13 protein-coding genes and 1 pseudogene are annotated in these 20,043 nt (G+C 38.9%); 10 read left to right on the top strand and 4 right to left on the bottom strand.

Annotated elements, in window-relative coordinates; all coding sequences use genetic code 11:
• Positions 1–728 precede the first annotated feature (728 nt).
• The 3 genes and pseudogenes from H4J54_RS08315 to H4J54_RS08305 all read left to right on the top strand — a co-directional run bounded on the left by H4J54_RS08315 (position 729) and on the right by H4J54_RS08305 (position 2,504).
• Positions 729–1,682 carry a DnaJ C-terminal domain-containing protein gene (locus H4J54_RS08315; RefSeq protein WP_182190411.1) on the top strand — a complete coding sequence of 318 codons (954 nt, stop codon included), beginning with the start codon at positions 729–731 and terminating at the stop codon, positions 1,680–1,682.
• Between the two features lie 267 nt (positions 1,683–1,949).
• Positions 1,950–2,161, top strand: a pseudogene (locus H4J54_RS08310) (transposase); the annotation flags it as partial.
• A 148-nt stretch (positions 2,162–2,309) separates the two neighbouring features.
• Complete coding sequence (locus tag H4J54_RS08305; RefSeq protein WP_182190409.1) at positions 2,310–2,504, top strand: hypothetical protein; 195 nt, start codon at positions 2,310–2,312, stop codon at positions 2,502–2,504.
• A gap of 303 nt (positions 2,505–2,807) precedes the next feature.
• On the opposite strand, the gene H4J54_RS08300 is transcribed toward H4J54_RS08305, so the two are convergent.
• The 4 genes from H4J54_RS08300 to H4J54_RS08285 form a co-directional block, all read right to left on the bottom strand.
• Positions 2,808–3,308 (bottom strand): polymer-forming cytoskeletal protein, encoded by a 501-nt coding sequence (locus H4J54_RS08300; protein WP_182190408.1) that lies wholly within the window; start codon positions 3,306–3,308, stop codon positions 2,808–2,810.
• The gene (locus H4J54_RS08295) at positions 3,298–4,407 is read right to left on the bottom strand and encodes a M23 family metallopeptidase (RefSeq protein ID WP_182190407.1); all 1,110 of its coding nucleotides are present in this window, start codon (positions 4,405–4,407) and stop codon (positions 3,298–3,300) included. The genes H4J54_RS08300 and H4J54_RS08295 overlap by 11 nt, the downstream gene beginning before the upstream one ends.
• 837 nt (positions 4,408–5,244) lie before the next feature.
• Complete coding sequence (locus H4J54_RS08290) at positions 5,245–7,770, bottom strand: bifunctional diguanylate cyclase/phosphodiesterase (RefSeq protein ID WP_220464119.1); 2,526 nt, start codon at positions 7,768–7,770, stop codon at positions 5,245–5,247.
• A gap of 422 nt (positions 7,771–8,192) precedes the next feature.
• Positions 8,193–8,957, bottom strand: coding sequence for a Crp/Fnr family transcriptional regulator (locus tag H4J54_RS08285; RefSeq protein WP_182190406.1), 765 nt, complete (start codon positions 8,955–8,957; stop codon positions 8,193–8,195).
• Positions 8,958–9,325: 368 nt separating this feature from the next.
• On the opposite strand from H4J54_RS08285, the gene dnaK reads away from it, so the two are divergent.
• The 7 genes from dnaK (at position 9,326) to H4J54_RS08250 (ending at position 19,671) form a co-directional block, all read left to right on the top strand.
• On the top strand, positions 9,326–11,218 hold the full coding sequence (gene dnaK / locus H4J54_RS08280) for a molecular chaperone DnaK (protein WP_182190405.1): 1,893 nt from the start codon (positions 9,326–9,328) through the stop codon (positions 11,216–11,218).
• A 485-nt stretch (positions 11,219–11,703) separates the two neighbouring features.
• The gene (locus tag H4J54_RS08275; protein WP_259366935.1) at positions 11,704–13,092 is read left to right on the top strand and encodes an ATP-binding cassette domain-containing protein; all 1,389 of its coding nucleotides are present in this window, start codon (positions 11,704–11,706) and stop codon (positions 13,090–13,092) included.
• A gap of 628 nt (positions 13,093–13,720) precedes the next feature.
• Positions 13,721–14,326, top strand: a complete 606-nt coding sequence (gene betI / locus H4J54_RS08270) for a transcriptional regulator BetI (RefSeq protein WP_182190404.1) — start codon at positions 13,721–13,723, stop codon at positions 14,324–14,326.
• Positions 14,317–15,780 carry a betaine-aldehyde dehydrogenase gene (gene betB, locus H4J54_RS08265; protein WP_182190403.1) on the top strand — a complete coding sequence of 488 codons (1,464 nt, stop codon included), beginning with the start codon at positions 14,317–14,319 and terminating at the stop codon, positions 15,778–15,780. Before betI ends, betB begins: the two co-directional genes overlap by 10 nt.
• A gap of 80 nt (positions 15,781–15,860) precedes the next feature.
• Positions 15,861–17,546, top strand: a complete 1,686-nt coding sequence (gene betA, locus H4J54_RS08260) for a choline dehydrogenase (RefSeq protein WP_182190402.1) — start codon at positions 15,861–15,863, stop codon at positions 17,544–17,546.
• Positions 17,547–17,729: 183 nt separating this feature from the next.
• Positions 17,730–18,947, top strand: a complete 1,218-nt coding sequence (locus H4J54_RS08255) for a BCCT family transporter (protein WP_182190401.1) — start codon at positions 17,730–17,732, stop codon at positions 18,945–18,947.
• 19 nt (positions 18,948–18,966) lie between these two features.
• Positions 18,967–19,671, top strand: coding sequence for a TorF family putative porin (locus tag H4J54_RS08250; RefSeq protein ID WP_182190458.1), 705 nt, complete (start codon positions 18,967–18,969; stop codon positions 19,669–19,671).
• Positions 19,672–20,043: the final 372 nt, after the last annotated feature.

Below are 20,043 nucleotides of genomic sequence, written 5' to 3'. Positions count from 1 at the left end.
ACAGATGGTTTTAAAGTGATAGTTAATACTGTAATTTTGGATAACCAAGCTAGATGTATCAATAGACAAATGCTTAGCCACCATAATAAAGCCGCGCATTATACAGGATTAATGCTCAGACCCCCATCGAAATCTCACTTTTAAGTGATTATTTTATAAACAATGCGTGATCCTTTAGTTTTATAGCGATTGGCTCAGTGTGATCTTAGTTTGGTAAAAGTTAACAACATAAAACATCTGCCATATAAGTAGCTTAAAATCTACGTTTGAATGTTATAAATTTACGCTGATAAATAGCAACAAAGTCCTTAAGCAATAGTTTGTCGTTTTCACTTTAACCAACCAATTAACAGAGTATTAGCTTTCTTACTCAGCTAGGCTATTACTTTGTTAATTGGTTGGTTAGTTGGTTGAAATGTATTAAGAACTGATAACCTGAGATAAATTTTTAGCAAAAAATTATGCCTACAATCAGGTCTAAAAATTCTCGCTTAAAAGCAGCACTAAACAATACAGCGTACCGCTTATATATTTGCTAGCCGTGTCATATAACTGACATTCGTACATTTCATTTGTTATTATAATGAGGCCATCAGATTGGCTTAGTTAAAATTAATTCTGGGTTATTTTAACCTTGGATTGATACTAAGTGACTTTATCTACTAAAATTATTTACCAAAGCTAACTTACAAAATTATCTGCAAATGCCATCTATGCAGGAGGTCAGTGTGAATTATAAAGATTATTATAAAATTATGGGCGTTGATAAAACAGCGTCCCAAGACGAAATTAAAACATCATATCGCAAATTAGCGCGCAAATTTCATCCTGATGTCAGTAAAGAAAAAAATGCTGAGACTCGTTTTAAAGACATCAATGAAGCTTATGAAGTATTACGCGATAAAGAAAAACGCGCCGCGTATGATCAACTGGGCAGTAATTGGAAGGCTGGCCAATCAGGCTTTGCACCACCACCTAGTTGGCAAGATCAATATCATCAGGGCCAGGGCAATACTGGCGAACAAGGTGATTTTAGCGACTTTTTTGAATCCTTATTTGGTGGCGGCTTTGGTGCGGGTCAACGTGGCTCGCGTGGCCGTCAATCTATGCAAGGCCAAGATAGCAATGCAAAAATATTGATTGATTTGCAAGATGCTTACACCGGCGCAACCCGAAATTTCACACTACAAGATCAAGTTGTTAATCAACATGGAAGGATGCAAAACAAAGATCGAACCTTAAAAGTTAGCATTCCAAAAGGCATCAAACCGGGTCAAAAAATTCGTTTGCAAAAGCAAGGTCAAGCAGGTGCTGGCGGTGCAAGAAATGGTGATTTGTATCTTGAAATCGGCTTTAATCCAAACCCTTTATATGTGGTTGAAGGCGCTGATATAACCACTGAGCTTACTATTAGCCCATGGCAGGCAGCTTTAGGTGAAAAAGTGAAAGTGCCAACACCTAGCGGCCCTATTGATTTAACCTTACCTAAACTGATCAGTAGCGGCAGTAAAATGCGCTTAAAAGGTCGTGGCTTACCTAGTAAAATTGCTGGAGACTTTTTTGTGAAGCTAAAAATTGTTTTTCCAAAAAGCTTGTCAGCAGAAGAAGAAACGCTTTATCAATCTTTAAAAGCGCTAGCGACTAATGACAATGAGAAGGTTAAACAAAATGTGGATGCTTAATTAGCCTACTGAGTGGGTTGATTAATTATCGCCTCACTTTTAAGGACTAACATGAAAAAAACAGGGTGATAAAATTTATAAATAGAATGACCTGGTCTAATTAATACGACTACCCCCGGTTAAGGCATAATTGACTTAACTGGGGATACAAATGAACATGATGTGGTTTCATAGATTCGACTACCCCAATTAAGAGATAATGAACGTAACTAGAGATCGAAAATGACAAAACGTAAACAATATTCAAAATAATTTAAATTAGATGCCATTGCTTTGGTCAATGAGCAAGGTTACAACCAAGCAGAAGTAGCAAGAAATTTAGGACTTAATCCTAATATGCTTGGTCGCTGGCTCAAAGAACCAGAAAGTGATGACGGTCAAACTGTCCGTGGTAATAGCAAGTTAACCCCTGAACAGTTAGAACTTCGTCAATGACGAGAAAAAATAAGCGCCTTAAAATGGCGCGCGATATATTAAAAAATCGACGGTGCATTCAAAGGGTCAGTGCATCAAAAGTGAACGTTGAAAGTGAAAACTGTTTTTTCAGCTGAGTAAGAGTTAAGCCTGATAAGCTAAGGCTAATGCGTTTAAATCGATAAATATTAGTTGAGTAGGTTGTTATCAATAGTGATGACTTTACCCCGTACTGTCATTGTTGATTTGTTACTTGTCTGGGAAACTCCTGATCCACGCGAAGATTTCATTGTCTTATTATTTCATGCCTATGCCCTTGGCTCAGGTAACACTGACATTATGGGAAGTCACAACAAATTAACGCAATATTTCAACATTTTATATAGTTTTCCATTATTGAAATTGTAGGTTTACAGTCTTTTTTTGGTGTTCTCATGACACTACCTGAGTAAGCTACATAGGCATGTATTATTTTAAAATTTAGCTAAGTCTCTTACTAAGCTACTGACTAAAGCATACTGATGTTGTTCTGCTGTAGCGCTGATATAAAGCTTAACTTTATTCATCTGCTCTAAAATAATCAACATCAGAATAGCAGGGTATTTTTATGTTATTTAATTAATTCAATCTGTTACTAACAAGTATTCAAACCTGAAGCAATACTTTTCAACGAATCAGTTCGTCGACTTATGCCTAAGATTGAGGAGAAATTTATTTTTCTTGTACCATTTTTTCTGCTTTGGGTTTTTCTGTGCTGAGTTTTTCTGTGCTAAGCTTTTCTGTACTAAGTTTTTCACCCGGTTTTACGTTTTTTTTGGCCATGGCTAGCTCAGTGACATTTTCGCTCATATGATTGATGTTACCTTCGATGACAGCGCCAGCTTCTATACTGATAACTTCATGTTGAATATTACCGCGCACTTCTGCCGTTTTCTCTAGTATCACTTTTTGCGCCTTGATAGATCCGGTAACACTACCCTTAATAATGGCTTCTTCAGCAAAAATAGCGCCTTCAACTAGGCCATGAATACCCACCGTTAAATGCCTCACATGTATCTCGCCTTCGATTCTACCGTCAAGTTGGATCACTCCTTCGCTAGATACGTTACCGACAATATTAACGTCAGGGCTAATAATCGAGGGGATTTTGTTACTACTTTTACTGAGTTTATTTTCTACCGCTACGTCTTTACCTTTGTTTTTAGAGAACATTTTTCAAAGCCTTAATGAGTGAAAGAGGGTTGATCTGTTTTTTATTAAAAAGAACTTCATAATGCAAATGGGTGCTGGTGCTGCGCCCACTACTGCCCATTAAACCTATAACATCATCCTTGCTGATTTTTTGCCCTTTCTTTACTTTTATTTTATGTAGATGACCAAAGCGGGTCATAAAACCATTGTGGTGATCAATTTCGATAAAACGGCCATAACTACCGTTTCTTCCTGCCCGACGCACAGTGCCGTCAGCCGCAGCAAATATTTCAGTTTTTATCCAACCTGCCATATCAATGCCTTTATGCATTGCAGGGTGTTTAAGCATAGGGTCTTTGCGAATACCAAAAAGACTGGAAATATAATAATCTTTTGCCGGAAAAATTACCGGTATATTACTCAGTGCCGCTTCTAGCTCGGTTAAACTGAGTAATTTCTCTATCAAGTTTTTATTGTCAATATCAAGTTCTTCGGCTAACACTTGGTTGAGTGGACCGCCCTGCCCCAAAGCAGGAGCTGACCATTGCTTAAGCACAGCTGCACTAGACACGCCCGCCAGTGTCATTGCTTGCTCAAGTACCTGCTTGCGTTTGTTTATTTGCTGTTCTAATTGGTGATAACTAAATTGCTGCTTTTGCTTCAATTGGGCAAGGTCAGTCTGGCTTTGCTGCATAACCGACCATATGGGATCATCAGTTTTACTTGTGGTCTCTGAGCTAAGGTCAATATCAGCAGGAGTTGCATCACTAGTTTGCCCAATAATTTCATGCTTGGTATCAACTATAGCTGCAGGTAATGAGTCCAATACATTTTGCAGTAATTCTTGTTGCTCTTGTACTTGTAATAACTGCTGCTGCAACTGGCTCTGTTTGTCTTGGTATTTCAACACTAACAGGTCCAAAGATGTTTGTGACTGGTACAATTGATCTTGGCTTTGTGACACTTGATCGTTCAATGAAAAATATTCTAAGCTACTAAACGACAGCCAAGCAAAGGTTAAAACAATCAATAGAACAAGGCTAAGTTGCACTTTAGACGAGGCTTTAATGTATCTTATTTCACCATTTTGACGAACAATAAACTGCCGCTTTGGAAACAAGTATTGATAGATTCGATTTATAGTTTTTATAATTTTTCTCAGTGCTTGTTATATTCTTTGCTAGCTGAAATAGTAAAACTCGAAAAAAGCGAGATAATGACTAAGGTATTGAGAACAGCGGCATGAAAAAATTTTGCCACATTACTTACACAACAGTACTAATACAAGAGTTGTCAAAAAGTCATTTATCCTCAGCTGCGCCTAGACGCTATAATAATTCCTTTTAATTAGTGGCATGTCGAAAAATGATATATCGCGAGGCGTTTTCGAAGCGTCTAGTCCCTGCTTACGTGTAAACTATTGACTATCTTTGTTAACTCTACTAACCAATGTGATCGCTAGGTCAAACATTTGTTCAGTTATACGTATTTAGTTCTATGTTTAGTTCTATATTTAGTCATACATTAAACCATACACTTAGTTACATGTATAACTATAAAAGTTACATGATTAAATCGCTTTTTCTCTTCAGTATCAAAAATTTTTAACCTTAGGGTTATCACCCTGCCATATTCTTTTGCACTTAAGGCTTAATCCAAGCGACCTAGTTAATCAAAAATATTCACTGCTTGGAGTGTATCAGTAAATTAACACTGTTTCTTAAAAATAAAAAAGAGCTTGATAAAGCGAATAAACACACTTGCCAATAAGGAAAAACTACAGTATAACAATTAGTTAAATAAAAATTGAGTGTACAGTCTTTAACGATATTTCTATAGTTCAACACTCAACTGAGCTATTTACAACAGGTCATAGTGCTTGTCGTCATCAACAGTAAAATAAAAACTTAGCATCAGTGGTAAAAGCGGACCGTGGCTAATGACAAGTAATGGCTATTTATATCTTCCAACTCGCATCAGGATTCCAACTTTCCTCGGGCTTCCAATTAGCGACCCAGGCTGGAACATCACGGGTTAGCATAGGTTTGGCAATACTATTACCTTGTGCTATTTCACAACCTAATTGTAATAGAGCCATGCCCTGTTCAATCGTTTCGACACCTTTTGCAACCACACCACGTTTGAATGGTTTAGCTAGGGCTATTATGCCTTCAACAATGGCCAAATCATCGGCATCATCCAACATGTTTCGCACAAATCTCGGGTCTATATTAATGACGTTGGCTGGTAATCGTCTAAGGTAAGTGAGGGACGAATAGCCTGTGCCAAAATCATCTAAGGCAAATTTTACGCCCAAGGCCATACAGGCTTGCATGATTGTTGATACATGATGAATATCATCTAAAGCATTTTTTTCCAATATCTCTAGCTCTAAATAGCTTGGTTCAACATCGGGGTGGGCTGCTAACAGTGCCGTTAGCCTCTCAGTAAAGTCAGGTTGGCGTAATTGTGCTGCTGCAATGTTTACGCTTGTGCTGATAGGGAGATTAAGCCCTGTTTTTTGCCACTGGCTAATTTGTCTTAGTGCGGTACCAATAACCCATTCAACAAACTCGATACTCAGGGCGTTATTTTCCATGGCAGGCAAAAAATCAGTCGGGTTTAATAGCCCTCTGGTCGGATGTTGCCAGCGCATAAGCGCCTCAACCCCTATTACCGCGCCTGTTTTCATATTTACCTTAGGCTGATAGTAGAGCACAAATTGATGATTATTTAATGCACTTTGAATCGTCTCTAGGCTTTCTCTTTGCACTTTCACAGCCTTATCTTGAGCCATATCGAGTAAGTGATAACAATTTTTACCTGATTTTTTAGCCACGTACATAGCTTGATCAGCATAGCGCATGAGCTGGTCGGCATCGACACCATCGTTAGGGTAAAAACTGACGCCAATACTGGCTGATATATTTAAGACTAACTGACCAATTAAAACAGGCTCAGACACTACCAATAACAAACGTTCTAATACAGGTTTACAATCTTCAACTCTGACTAGATCCGCTAATACGGCGACAAATTCATCACCGCCAATACGAGCTAAGGTATCACATTCACGTAATACCTCTTTCATACGAAGTGAGAGTGCTGTCAATAGTTGATCACCTATATCATGTCCATAAGTGTCGTTAACGGCTTTAAAACCGTCTAAATCTATAAATGCGACAGCGAGTGACAGCTGATGACGGTCGCACTGCAACATAGCTTGAGATAATCGGTCGGCAAGTAGCGTTCGGTTGGGTAGCTGCGTAAGGACATCGTAATGGGCAATATGCTCTAATTGGCTCTGGTATTCTTTCATCGGGGTGATATCTGTAAATAAGGTAACATAGTGACTTACTTGACCAGCAATATCTTTGACCGAACTAATGTTGATCATTTCAGGATAAACTTCACCATTTTTACGACAGCTCCATATATCACCAGACCAAAAGCCTTCATTTAATACGGTTTGCCACATATCGGCGTAGAACTCCGGTGATTGTCGTCCGGTTTCAAGCATACGTAAGTTCTGTCCAATAGCTTCTTCACGGCTATAACCCGTTATCGTCGTGAAAGTAGCATTGACATCAATGATAGTGCCTGTGGCATCTGTGATGGCAATACCTTCACGGGCATGGGTGAATACACTGGCGGTAATAGCTAACTCATCGGCTAGCTTGTCTTTCTCTTGGTTGGCAAGCATTAACTCATTTGCTCGCCTATCTTTTTCCTTATTTTGAAAAGCAAGTTCTTGGTTGGCAAGCACTAACTCATCGGCGCGCTTATCTTTCTCTTGATTAGCAATAGCTAACTCATCAGCGCGCTTATCTTTCTCTTGATTAGCAATAGCTAACTCATCAGCGCGCTTATCTTTCTCTTGATTAGCAATAGCTAGCTCATTTGCTCGCTTATCTTTCTCTTTATTGGCAAGAACTAACTCATCCGCGCGCTTATCTTTCTCTTGGTTGGCAAGAACTAACTCATCCGCGCGCTTATCTTTATCTAGGTTTTGAAAGGCAAGTTCTTTATTGGCAAGGACTAACTCATCCGCGCGTTTATCTTTCTCTTTATTGGCAAGGACTAACTCATCGGCACGCTTATCTTTATCTAGGTTTTGAAAGGCAAGTTCTTTATTGGCAAGGACTAACTCATCCGCGCGTTTATCTTTCTCTTTATTAGCAAGGACTAACTCATCGGCGCGCTTATCTTTCTCTTTATTGGCAAGGACTAACTCATCGGCGCGCTTATCTTTCTCTTTATTGGCAAGAATTAACTCATCCGCGCGCTTATCTTTCTCTTTATTGGCAAGAATTAACTCATCCGCGCGCTTATCTTTCTCTTTATTGGCAAGAATTAACTCATCCGCGCGCTTATCTTTCTCTTTATTCGCAAGAATTAACTCATCCGCGCGCTTATCTTTCTCTTTATTCGCAAGAATTAACTCATCCGCGCGCTTATCTTTATTTTTTATCCAACCAAACATTTTTAACTCCTTAATATCAACAAATATGTGCTACAGCTTGTGTAACCATTGAAGTAAATATTAATTTTAGGATCTCGGCCTACTGGTTTTTATAAGCAACTTGAACACTTTGTTCATCATTTTGAGTCTAGTCAATGACAATTTTTTCTATGAGTCTACTTTAAGTTAATTGAGAATCAACTTATATATCAGTGCATGACTGTTCAAAGTAACCATTGTTATCCATCTAGTTATTCTTTTAGTTATTCGTCTAGTGTTATCAAGAACATTCACCTTAATAAAGATCACAAACTTTAATCTACTAAAAATTAGCCTAGACTTAGCATAGGAAAAATCATAACAATAACCAGTTAAAAACCTCCCGTTCCATATTAACGTGATAATGGCTTGGTTAAGTCATTAGCTGTTATCGCGATTAGCGTTTAGCGTTTAATAGACGGCGCATTAGTTAAATCTTGGCTGTATTTAGCCGCTTTTTCTAATGCTTCTAAATCTTTAACAATCAGTTGATTACGTTTTTTATCAATGGTACCGGCTTTTTTCCAGTGTTGTAATTGTTTATTGATTACTTGCCTGACTGAGCCAGTCATTCGCGCCAAGGTTTCGTCGTTTAAGCCATTAACTAAATGGTGCTGATGTTCTTCTGTTTTAGCGCCGGTATAAAACTTAATTTTATTAATGTGTTCTAAAATAATACGGCTTAAACGCGTAGTAACATCGTGTAAAACTAGGCTACTAGCTTGCTGCTCTTTTTCACGCATTTTTTTCGCTAAATAAGGCATAAACTGTTGGTTAAATTCAGGATAAGTCCACAGCCAATGTCGCATTGTTGTCAGTTTTACTGACAGTAATTTTACTGTCGTTAAAGGTGAAACCATAACCTCATGCGGTTGATCATCTAATAACACCATTAAATCAAAGCAATCGCCGGCATAAAGCATATCTAACGTAGCTTCTCGGCCGGTTTCAGGGTTACTTTGTTTAATTTCTAAACTGCCATCAATCACCACAAAAAAGCGCTGGGTTAATAAGTCTGAATTAAAGTAATCGCCTTTGCGCCATTCATCAAGCTGAAATTCTTGTTGAAAGTCTTCAATTAACTTTATAGGTAAGTCGGCAAAAATATTAGCTTGCCTGACGAGTACCGGACTGGCTTTTTGAGGTAAATGAGTGACATTTTTATACATAAATAAATAGCTTTAGTTGTTGCAATAGCAAGTGTTTTTATTCTAACGAGTTATCACTATATAGCAAAAGCTAATATTGCTTGGCAAACATTTTATCTTCGCTATTTACCGGGTTAATTTGCTGATTTTTATCTTTAAAAAAAGTAAAAGAATAAAAGAATAAAAAAACATCGCTACTGTCATATTTGTGACAGAAGCATTTTATTAGCTTGCGTAATATAGCGCCACTAACCAAACACCTTGCGTTAATCCTTTAGAGTCATTGGGTTTATTCAAGCTTGTTTATACGGTCAAACTGCTTACTGGTCATAGCCATAAAGCATCAGACCTTTTTTATTAAGTGCTTTTAAAAAGAATAGGTGATTATTATGTCTAAGACTATTGGTATTGATTTAGGTACAACAAACTCATGTGTCGCCGTTATGGAAGGCGGCGTAGCAAAAATAATTGAAAATGCAGAAGGTAGCCGTACCACACCATCAATTGTTGCTTATGCCAACAATGAAACATTAGCCGGCCAACCCGCAAAAAGACAAGCGGTGACAAACTCAAGCAATACATTATTTGCAATTAAGCGCTTAATTGGTCGTAAGTTTGATGATAAAGAGGTGCAAAAAGATATTAAATTAGCGCCTTATAAAATTATAAAAGCAAGTAACGGTGATGCTTGGGTTGAAGTTAATGGTAAAGCCTTATCGCCACAAGAAGTGTCAGCACAAATTTTACGTAAATTGAAAAAAGATGCTGAAACTTATTTAGGTGAAGCAGTCACAGACGCGGTTATTACTGTGCCGGCCTACTTTAATGATTCACAACGCCAAGCAACTAAAGACGCAGGTAAAATTGCAGGGCTTAATGTTAAGCGTATTATTAACGAACCTACCGCCGCTGCATTAGCTTACGGTGTAGACAAAAACAGTAAAGCTGACCAAAAAGTGGCGGTTTACGATTTAGGTGGTGGTACTTTTGATGTCTCTATTATTGAAATATCTAATGTTGACGGTGAAAAACAATTTGAAGTATTAGCCACTAATGGCGATACCTTTCTAGGCGGCGAAGATTTTGATTTACGCTTAATCAATTACCTTGCTGATGAGTTTAAAAAAGAAAGCGGTATTGATATTAAACAAGACCCTTTAGCGTTACAGCGTATTAAAGAAGCGGCGGAAAAAGCAAAAATTGAATTGTCGTCCGCATTACAAACTGACATAAATTTACCTTACGTTACCGCTGATGCTAGCGGCCCTAAACACTTAAAAATACAAGTGACTCGAGCTAAACTAGAGTCATTAGTTGATGAGTTAGTAAAAAGCACCATAGCCCCATGTGCACAAGCATTGAAGGATGCAGGTTTAAGCAAAGCGGATATTAGCCAAGTCATTTTGGTCGGTGGTCAATCACGCATGCCAAAAGTACAAGCAGCAGTGAAAGACTTTTTTGGTAAAGAGCCACGTAAAGATGTTAATCCAGATGAAGCCGTTGCCATGGGTGCTGCCATACAAGCGGGTGTGTTGTCAGGCACAGTGGGTGATGTGTTGTTACTTGATGTTACGCCATTGTCACTGGGTATTGAAACCTTAGGCGGGGTAATGACCAAGCTTATTGAGAAAAATACCACCATACCAACACGGGCTTCTGAAACCTTTGCAACGGCAGAAGATAATCAAGCCGCCGTAACGGTACATGTGTTACAGGGCCAACGTGAAATGGCAACAGACAACAAATCGTTAGGTCAATTTAACTTAACCGATATTAATCCTGGTCCACGCGGTTCAGTGCAAGTTGAAGTTACCTTTGATATTGATGCGGACGGTATTTTAAATGTCACCGCAAAAGACAAAGCAACCGGTAAGGAGCAAAGCATTAAAATTACCGCATCAAGTGGCTTAACAGAAGATGAAGTTAATCGCATGGTAAACGATGCACTGAGTCACGCCACTGAAGATAAGCAAAAGCGTGAGTTAGTTGAGCAACGTAACCAAGCGGATCAATTAATTCATACGGTGCAAACATCAATGGCAAGTTTGAGTGATGATCAGCAAACTGAGCTTAAAACGTTAATTGAGCAACTAAAAATGGCCGTTAATGGTGATGACAAAGCCGCGATTGAAATGCGACAAAAGACCTTGCAAGAAGCCTACAGTAAAATTATGCAAGCACAAAAGGCGCAAGAAGCACAACATCAAGGTGAAGCGGCCAACGATGAAGCTAAAAGTGAAGATGTTATTGATGCTGACTTTGAAGATGTAAGCAATGGTTAATCGCTAAAGGCTAATTCATTATCCGCTACAGGTTAATTCACTCACTAGCTAAAGTCTAAAAACAAACCCCTAATATTTATTATTAGGGGTTTTTTATTGCCCGCTATACTGTCGATTCTATTGCCGACTCTATTGCCGACTCTATTACCGATGCTTTTGCCGATAAAATAGATGACCAAGCTGACTAATTCCCTGAACATTTTACCTGCTAAAACAAGCGACTACTGGGGTGTTTATGTCTGTATTTCACCTGGATATAAAGCAGATCCGCTTATTAATAAAACGGCTATAAGCCACTTTCATGCGATGATTATTTTTTTCTTTTTGCCTTTCGATTAAAATTCAAACGCCATCAAGGTCTGCGTCGAGTGAAGTTACGTGAAGTGAATTAACCTCTGAAATGAAACAATAGCTATTATTAGGCTTGCAAAGCACAAAGTGCTAGAAAATAATAGCGCATACAGTTTTAAACAAAGTTGGTTATCTTGAATAAATTTGATATTAAAAGTTATTGTCATACAAAATTAATGATCGAGAGTTGGCCTATTGGACAATCTAAAACTTGGTGTGTAATGGGCACTAATGATTCAGGAAAACAACAGCTGGCTCAATTATTATCGGGTGAATTAACGCCACATTCTGTCGAGGTAATCTTGTTACCTGCACCAAATGAAATCGCTATTATTTCTTTTGAGCAACAACAAAAGATTTATGAACACGAGTTAAAAATCGATACCAGCGACTTTAAAGATCAGCAGGATATTGGCACACCTGTACAAGATTTTTTACCTCAAGATAAACTAAACCATCCACTAATCAAGCAAGTAGGCTTAGCGCATTTATTAACCTCAGGTTACCGGCAATTAAGCTCAGGCGAAGGGCGTAAACTGCTGTTACTTTCAGCGCTGTTAGATGAAAAAAAGCTGATTATTTGTGAAGACCCTTTTGACAGTTTAGATCAAGAAAGTAGCGAAACCTTATCGATATTGTTTAAAAATATTATCCAAAATAGTGATATAACCGTCATTATTTTATTAGGAAATCGTCGCGACATTCCCAAATGGTGTGAGCAATTAGCGATAATTAAACAGGGTGACCTTAGTGTTATTGGCGCTCAGCATTGCGCTGATACACAAGCTAAGCTCGATGATTTTTTTAAAAATGATGATGAGAAAATAACCCTGCCCGAACAGTTTTATAACACAGCGTTAAATCCGCATGATTATTTGATCAAATTAGTTAATGGCACAGTGCGCTATCAAAATAAAACCGTTTTTCAGGGGCTAAATTTAACCGTTAAACCACAACAACATACCTTAATTACCGGTCCAAATGGTAGCGGTAAATCAACGTTATTGCACTTAATAACCGGCGATTGTACACAATGCTATAGTAATGATTTAACCCTATTTGGCCATCAACGAGGTAGTGGAGAAAGCATTTGGCAACTAAAAAAAGATATGGGTATAGTCACGCCTGAATTACATCGTCAATATCGAGTCAACTCAAATCTACTGACAGTGGTACTGTCCGGATTTTTTGATTCTATCGGCTTGTACCAACAGCCTGAAAAATTTCAAACAACATACGCTCAGCAATGGCTAAAAAAGGTTGGCTTAAATAATAAAGAAAAAATATTATTTAACGAGTTAAGTTTTGGTGAACAAAGATTAGCCCTTATTGTTAGAGCCTTAATTAAGGCGCCATTGTTATTGATCCTTGATGAAATAACACAAGGTTTAGATGAGTTTAATCGCCATCGCATATTGAAAATTATTAAAATGATCATGAAAGAGAGTAACTCCACCCTACTCTTTGTCACGCATAGAAAAGACGAATTGCTCGACACATTTACACAACACATTAAACTCTAAATGCTAAATGCTAAACTTTTGGGCTTTATCACTTTTATAAAGCCCAAACAGCCGTGTGTAGATAGAATAGCGTGACGACTTTTACTTTTGCTTTCGCTGTTAACTTGTTGAGACACAAAAGTACCCATCACTTTATTCAACGCTACTTTTCTCCCGCTGGCATCAAAGGCGCAGGAAAATTTTAGCCCAGTCAGTTCTAGTGATAGCCATTGGATTAAGTGTGCTACTTTTTTGTCTGGAAAAATGGCTAAATACTAGAGATAAAATGTAGTCTGTAGTTATTCATCTTATAAATTATATAAGGTCGTATTTTTTCATTTTAACCCTTAAAAATGAGCCAATAATTAATCAACTGGCTATTACATAGTCCAAACCACCTTAAGTAAAAATAACAACATCTAGGCCAATTCAGCAAAAAATTATCATTAGACCCCTAAGCTTTAACGCTACTTATACCATATATTTTATAGCCATCATTACTCAGCTATAGCACAGTAAAAACACCAAAAACCGCACATTTCAGTACCTGCCGCTATTTTTATTATTGCAAGCAAGTTTGATAACTTCATCAAAAACCGTTAGTATAGATATTAATTGAACGTTCAATCAATAAAAAATAAAGAAGCCTATGCCTAAAGTTGGAGTGAAACCCTTACGTAAACAACAACTCATTAATGCCACAATAGAATCGATTGGCGAGTATGGTTTACAAAATACCACCATCATTACCATTAGTCGTATTGCCGGCCTATCTTCCGGCATTATCAGTCATTATTTTGGTGGCAAACAGGGCCTAATTGAAGCCACCATAATGCACCTTTTAGAACAGTTAAGGTTAGCCTTGGTTGAGCGCATTCCTAGGCAACAACTTGATGCAACCGAGCGACTTAAAATGGTGATAGAGGCCAACTTCACCTCATTTCAACGCTCTACTCCCACGATAAAAACGTGGCTGAGCTTTTGGGCCGAGTCAATGCATGATCCAAAGCTTAAAAGATTACAAAATATCAATAGTAAGCGCTTATATAGCAATCTGCTGTTTTCATATCGTCAATTACTAGCAGAAGATGTAGCAAAAATAGCGGCGATGAAAACCGCAGCAATGATTGATGGCTTATGGCTGCGCTGTGCATTAAGTCCGAGGCCTGATGCAGAATTTATCCAAGCTGAACAATTATGTAAAAACTTTATCAATGAACAAATTAACCAATATGGAGATATGACTTGTCAGTAATACGTTATAAAAATTATGTCGATGGTACTTATATAGATAATGCCAGTGGTGAAACATTTGATGTGATTAACCCGGCAACGGGCAAAGTTATTTATCAAGTTGAAGTTGCCGACGAACAGGTTAAAGAAAAAGCGATAGCCAGTGCAAAACTGGGTTTTGCGACTTGGTCTGCCATGAGTGCTACGCAACGTAGCCGAATTTTACTTAAAGCCGTAGCCTTATTACACGAGCGTAATGACGAATTAGCCAAAGTTGAAGTACTTGATACTGGCAAGCCATGGCAAGAAGCATCAGAAGTTGATGTCTTGTCTGGCGCTGACTCTATCGAGTTTTTTGCTGGGCTAGCGCCTGGCATAGAAGGAACCCAACAAGCTGTTGATGGTGACTTTTACTATACACGCCGTGAACCATTAGGTATTTGCGCCGGTATTGGTGCTTGGAACTACCCATTACAAATTGCTTGCTGGAAAGCAGCGCCCGCATTAGCTTGCGGTAATGTGATGATTTTTAAACCTTCGGAAGAAACCCCGTTGGGCGCATTAAAGCTGGCAGAAATATTTACCGAAGCAGGATTACCCAACGGCGTATTTAACGTGGTTCAAGGCGCCGGAGAAGTAGGCGCTTGGTTAACCCATCATCCAGAGATTGCTAAAGTTTCTTTTACTGGTGAAGTCGGTACAGGTAAAAAAGTGATGGCCGCTGCTGCGAGTACACTAAAAGATGTCACTATGGAGTTAGGGGGTAAATCACCTCTGATCATTTTTGATGATGCTGACATCGACAATGCTGTTTCTGCTGCTATGTTAGGTAATTTTTATACCCAAGGCGAAGTGTGCACAAACGGAACGCGCGTATTCGTACAAGAATCTCTGTATCCAGTTTTTATAGAAAAGCTACTCGAACGCACTAAAAATAATATTGTTATTGGCGACCCGATGGACCCTGAGACTAACTTTGGTGCCCTAATTTCAGCTAAACATATGAAATTAGTACAAGCGTACATCGATATTGGTATTAAAGAAGGGGCAACACTTGTGCATGGTGGCACATCACTTAAGCCAGATAATGCACCTGATGGCTATTTTGTTGCACCGACTATTTTTGGTGATTGTACCGACGAGATGACCATTTGCCGTGAAGAAATTTTTGGCCCTGTTATGAGCGTATTACCCTTTACCGATGAAGACGAAGTGATCCGCCGAGCCAATGCCACAGAATTTGGCTTAGCCGCGGGCGTATTTACCCAAGATATTACGCGTGCGCATCGAGTCGTTCATCAAATAGAAGCCGGTATTTGTTGGGTAAACAGCTTTGGCGCCTCACCTGCACAGATGCCGGTTGGTGGTTACAAAAGTTCAGGTGTCGGTCGAGAAAATGGCCTTTCTACGCTGAATTATTTCACCCAAATTAAAGCGGTGTATATCGGATTACAGCCACTCGATAGTCCTTTTTAACGCACAGAACAACACGAATATTGTTCGATAGTTAAATCGTATAAAGGTCTTCATGCAGTAAATTATTAAAAAGGTTTAAAATGAAAAGCGAAAAATTTGATTACATTATTGTCGGTGCAGGTTCTGCTGGCTGCGTCTTAGCAAATCGTCTCAGTGAAGACAGTGATAACAATGTCTTGCTCATTGAGACCGGCGGCAGCGATAAAAGTATTTTTATTCAAATGCCCACCGCATTGTCTATTCCGATGAATTCAAAAAAATACGCTTGGCAATTTGAAAGCCAGCCAGAGCCGTTTCTTGATGATCGACGTATGCATTGCCCTAGAGGTAAAGTTTTAGGCGGTTCGTCTTCAATCAACGGCATGGTTTACGTCCGTGGACACGCCAAAGATTTTGATGAATGGCAACAACATGGCGCACATGAGTGGGATTACGCTCATTGTTTACCTTATTTCAAAAAGTCAGAAGACTGGGCATTTAGTGCCAATGAATATCGTGCTAAAGATGGCCCGCTAGGTGTAAACAACGGCAATGAAATGAAAAACCCGCTCTACAGAGCTTTTATTGATGCCGGAGTAGAAGCCGGATACTTTGAAACTCAAGATTATAATGCCGGTCAACAAGAGGGTTTTGGCCCGATGCACATGACGGTTAAAAACGGCGTGCGTGCATCAACGGCAAACGCTTATTTACGACCAGCCATGGTGCGTAACAACTTAACGGTTATTACCCATGCACTAGTACATAAAGTGCTACTTGTGGGTAAAAAAGCCGTTGGTGTTAGGTACGAGCACAAAGGTAAAGTGGTTGATATTTCAGCACATAAAGAAGTTATTTTATCGGCTGGTTCCATTGGTTCACCCCACATTTTACAACTGTCGGGTATCGGCCCTAAAGCCGCGCTTGAAGCCGCTAATATTGAAGTAAAACACGATTTACCGGGTGTTGGCGAAAACTTGCAAGATCACCTAGAGTTTTATTTTCAATTTAAGTGCAAACAGCCTATTACCCTTAATGGCAAGTTAGATTGGTGGAGTAAACTGCTGATCGGTACGCGCTGGATATTAAGTAAAAAAGGCTTAGGTTCAACCAACCATTTTGAGTCTTGTGGTTTTATTCGCTCTAAAGCCAGTGTTGAATGGCCGGATTTACAATATCATTTTTTACCTGCAGCCATGCGTTATGACGGTAAAGAAGCTTTTGCAGGTCACGGATTTCAAGTGCATGTGGGCCATAATAAGCCTAAAAGTCGTGGGCAAATCAAGGCGATATCAAACGATCCTAAGGTACACCCAGAAATTCGTTTTAATTACCTTGAACACGAAGCAGACCGTGAAGGATTTCGTGCCTGTGTTCGCCTAACCCGTGAAATTATCAACCAGCAAGCGCTTGATAACTATCGCGGCGAAGAAATTCAGCCGGGCCTTAATGTGCAAACTGATGAAGAAATTGACAGTTTTGTGCGCCAGTCGGTTGAAAGTGCCTACCACCCTTCTTGCTCATGCAAAATGGGTACAGATGCAATGGCTGTGGTTGACCCACAAACGCGCGTACATGGTATTGAAGGATTGAGAGTGGTTGATTCGTCAATATTCCCAACAATTCCTAACGGTAATCTTAATTCACCCACCATTATGGTTGCTGAACGTGCCGCCGATATGATTCGCTCTCGAACACTGTTAGCGCCATCTAACGCCGCAGTTACCATAGCGGGTAACTGGCAAGAGCAACAACGTTCAACTGCAGCAAAACGCACTACCAACTAAAGTGTAATCATCAGTGTTCTAAGCAAAATTAATTATCATCGCCATGAGATATACCTAGGTATATCTCATGGCAAGATAATGGATCTTTCAAACCTAAAAGTTTGATATTGAACACTATAACTAGAAGAAAAAATGGGAGTTAATTATCTTAATATTGATTAAAAACATCATAAGGACACTATCATGACCACATGGTTATCAGCCGGAATGTTATTTACCTTTTCCGCAATTGCATTTATATTATATCGATGGGGCAATATTCGCTGTGTTGGTGTAACGCCCGTTAAAACCTTCACCTTTATTGCCATTTTATTTACCTCAGGACTCGATGTGGGACTTATTATGTTCCCATTAACTGAATTTGCGGGTTACGCCGATTTAGCCACCAGTCCTGAATATGGTTTCACCAATCCTTTAGCTATTGAGTTTGGTTTTTGGGCCTTTCTTATTTGGAGCTTTTACTTTCTTACCTGTTTTTACTTTTGTGTTATTGAGCCGCGCGTACGATTTTTTGAAATTCCGCTGGTTAAATTCATTAATAACGTTGTAATTATCGGCACCTGTGCATTTACCGCTTATTTATTACTGACTAACTTACCTTGGTATATGCCAGAACTTGGTGATGGTGAGTCTGTGGTTGGCAGTTTTTACTTAATTGTATTACTGGTGATCACCTTTGCGGTGTATTCAAGTACCAACATACGTTATGTGCGCATTTTGAGCCTATCGACCACTTGGCTTTTTATCGCGTTGATTGCCGTGATGTGGGGCGGCGCATTCTTTGGTGAAAACTCTAGCATTGGCGAATTTGCTAATACCTTTTCCATGTTGGGCGGCTACTTTGGCAGCATCCACGAATTTGTGCTGCCAATGAATGCTTATCATGAGTTCTACCTTTACTGGTGGTTTGCATGGAGTATTATGATTGGCCAATTTACCGCCCGTTTTGTCAGTGGTTTACGCACTTATCAAGTACTACTGGCGATGTTGATCTTTCCGTCTATTCCGATCGCCGTATGGTTTAGCGTCTTGTATTACTACAGCATGAACGGCATAGATACTTCTGGCTTTTATAATCTTGCCATGGCATTTGTCGGTATTACTTTTGTCATTAACTCTCTCGATTCATTGATCCGCTTATACACAGACAATTTGAAGATAGGCGTAACGCGTATAGGTAGAGTTAAATACTTCTTTGGTAATATTATTGCCTTGAGTTTACTGACCTTGCTATTCAAATTAGATTTCTTGCAAATCCAATGGGTAGGCGCTGTAGTTATCGGACTATTCTTCACTTGCTTTGGTTATATTCTGTTAAGAAAATTTGACGAAGTAGCGGCAATAGATAGTTCACCAGAAGAAAATAAAATCGACTTTACCAAACTAGAACAAGTAACCTAATTAAATGAGTATACAAATAATGAATAAAAGTATTATTGCCTTAGCAACAAGTTTTTTACTAGCCACTTCTTCAGCAGCATTAGCTGATGTATCGGCAACAGTTAATTTAACGTCTGACTATACCTTTAATGGTGTGAGCCAAACAGGCAATGATCCTGCGTTACAAGCAAGTTTAGATTACGCAGGCGCTGACGGTTTTTATACTGGCGCTTGGGCATCAACAGTAGATTTTGGCAGCGCTGAGGACACCAATGCTGAGTTGGATTTTTACGTAGGAAATTACTTCCAACTTGACGAAAAAATAGGCCTTGATGCCGGTATTGCTTACTATACCTACCACGGTGATTCTGCTTCAGATACTTATAATTATCCAGAGGCTTATGCCAAGTTTAACTACAATTCATCGCTAGGTAATACCGAATTAAACTTTTGGTACAGCTGGGACTATTTTGGTCTTGATGCTGGACATTATATCACCATGGTTGCTCATACCTTTGAAGTAGCTCCAGGTCATAATGTTAGAGCCAGCTTCGATCGTTCAACGTCAAGCGATGTTAATGAATGGTCTTGGAATGGTAATGAATCGTACAATCATGCTCGTCTTGAATATATGACCAGTTATGAAGGCTTTGATTTTAACCTGGCACTTGAAGATACCAATATGGATATGGATAGTGCAGATTCACGCATTGTTTTATCTGTGTCTCGTACTTTCGGTTTATAGTAGAGAAGTTTACAAAACTTAGCTTGATCATTTTAGCGAACAAAGATTAATTTTATAATAGCTGTTCGCTAATTAAAAAGCCCTTACCTGTGATAGGTAAAGGCTTTTTTTATGCACTTATTTTGCTGTTCATACTAAAGCGCCGCTTTGGTTAATTGGCTAATTGGTTAACGGTTTAAAGTGCAGTAAGGAATTTAGCTGAAATTTTCACTGATCACTTGAGCTGCAAACTTTGGCTAAGACTTTGGCTAAGAAAAAGTAACCTTCAGTCTTATGTCTCGAAAAAGTGTAACTAGCGCTTCCTGACTTGGCACTATCCCTGTATTATCTCGAGCATTAAATTTATAGTCCAAATATTGAAATAAATCAGTT

Source organism: Colwellia sp. MB3u-8, assembly GCF_014076985.1.
Taxonomy (GTDB): Bacteria; Pseudomonadota; Gammaproteobacteria; order Enterobacterales; family Alteromonadaceae; genus Cognaticolwellia.
Note: the sequence above shows the minus strand (reverse complement) of the source record. Positions and strands in the feature narration are given on the sequence as shown.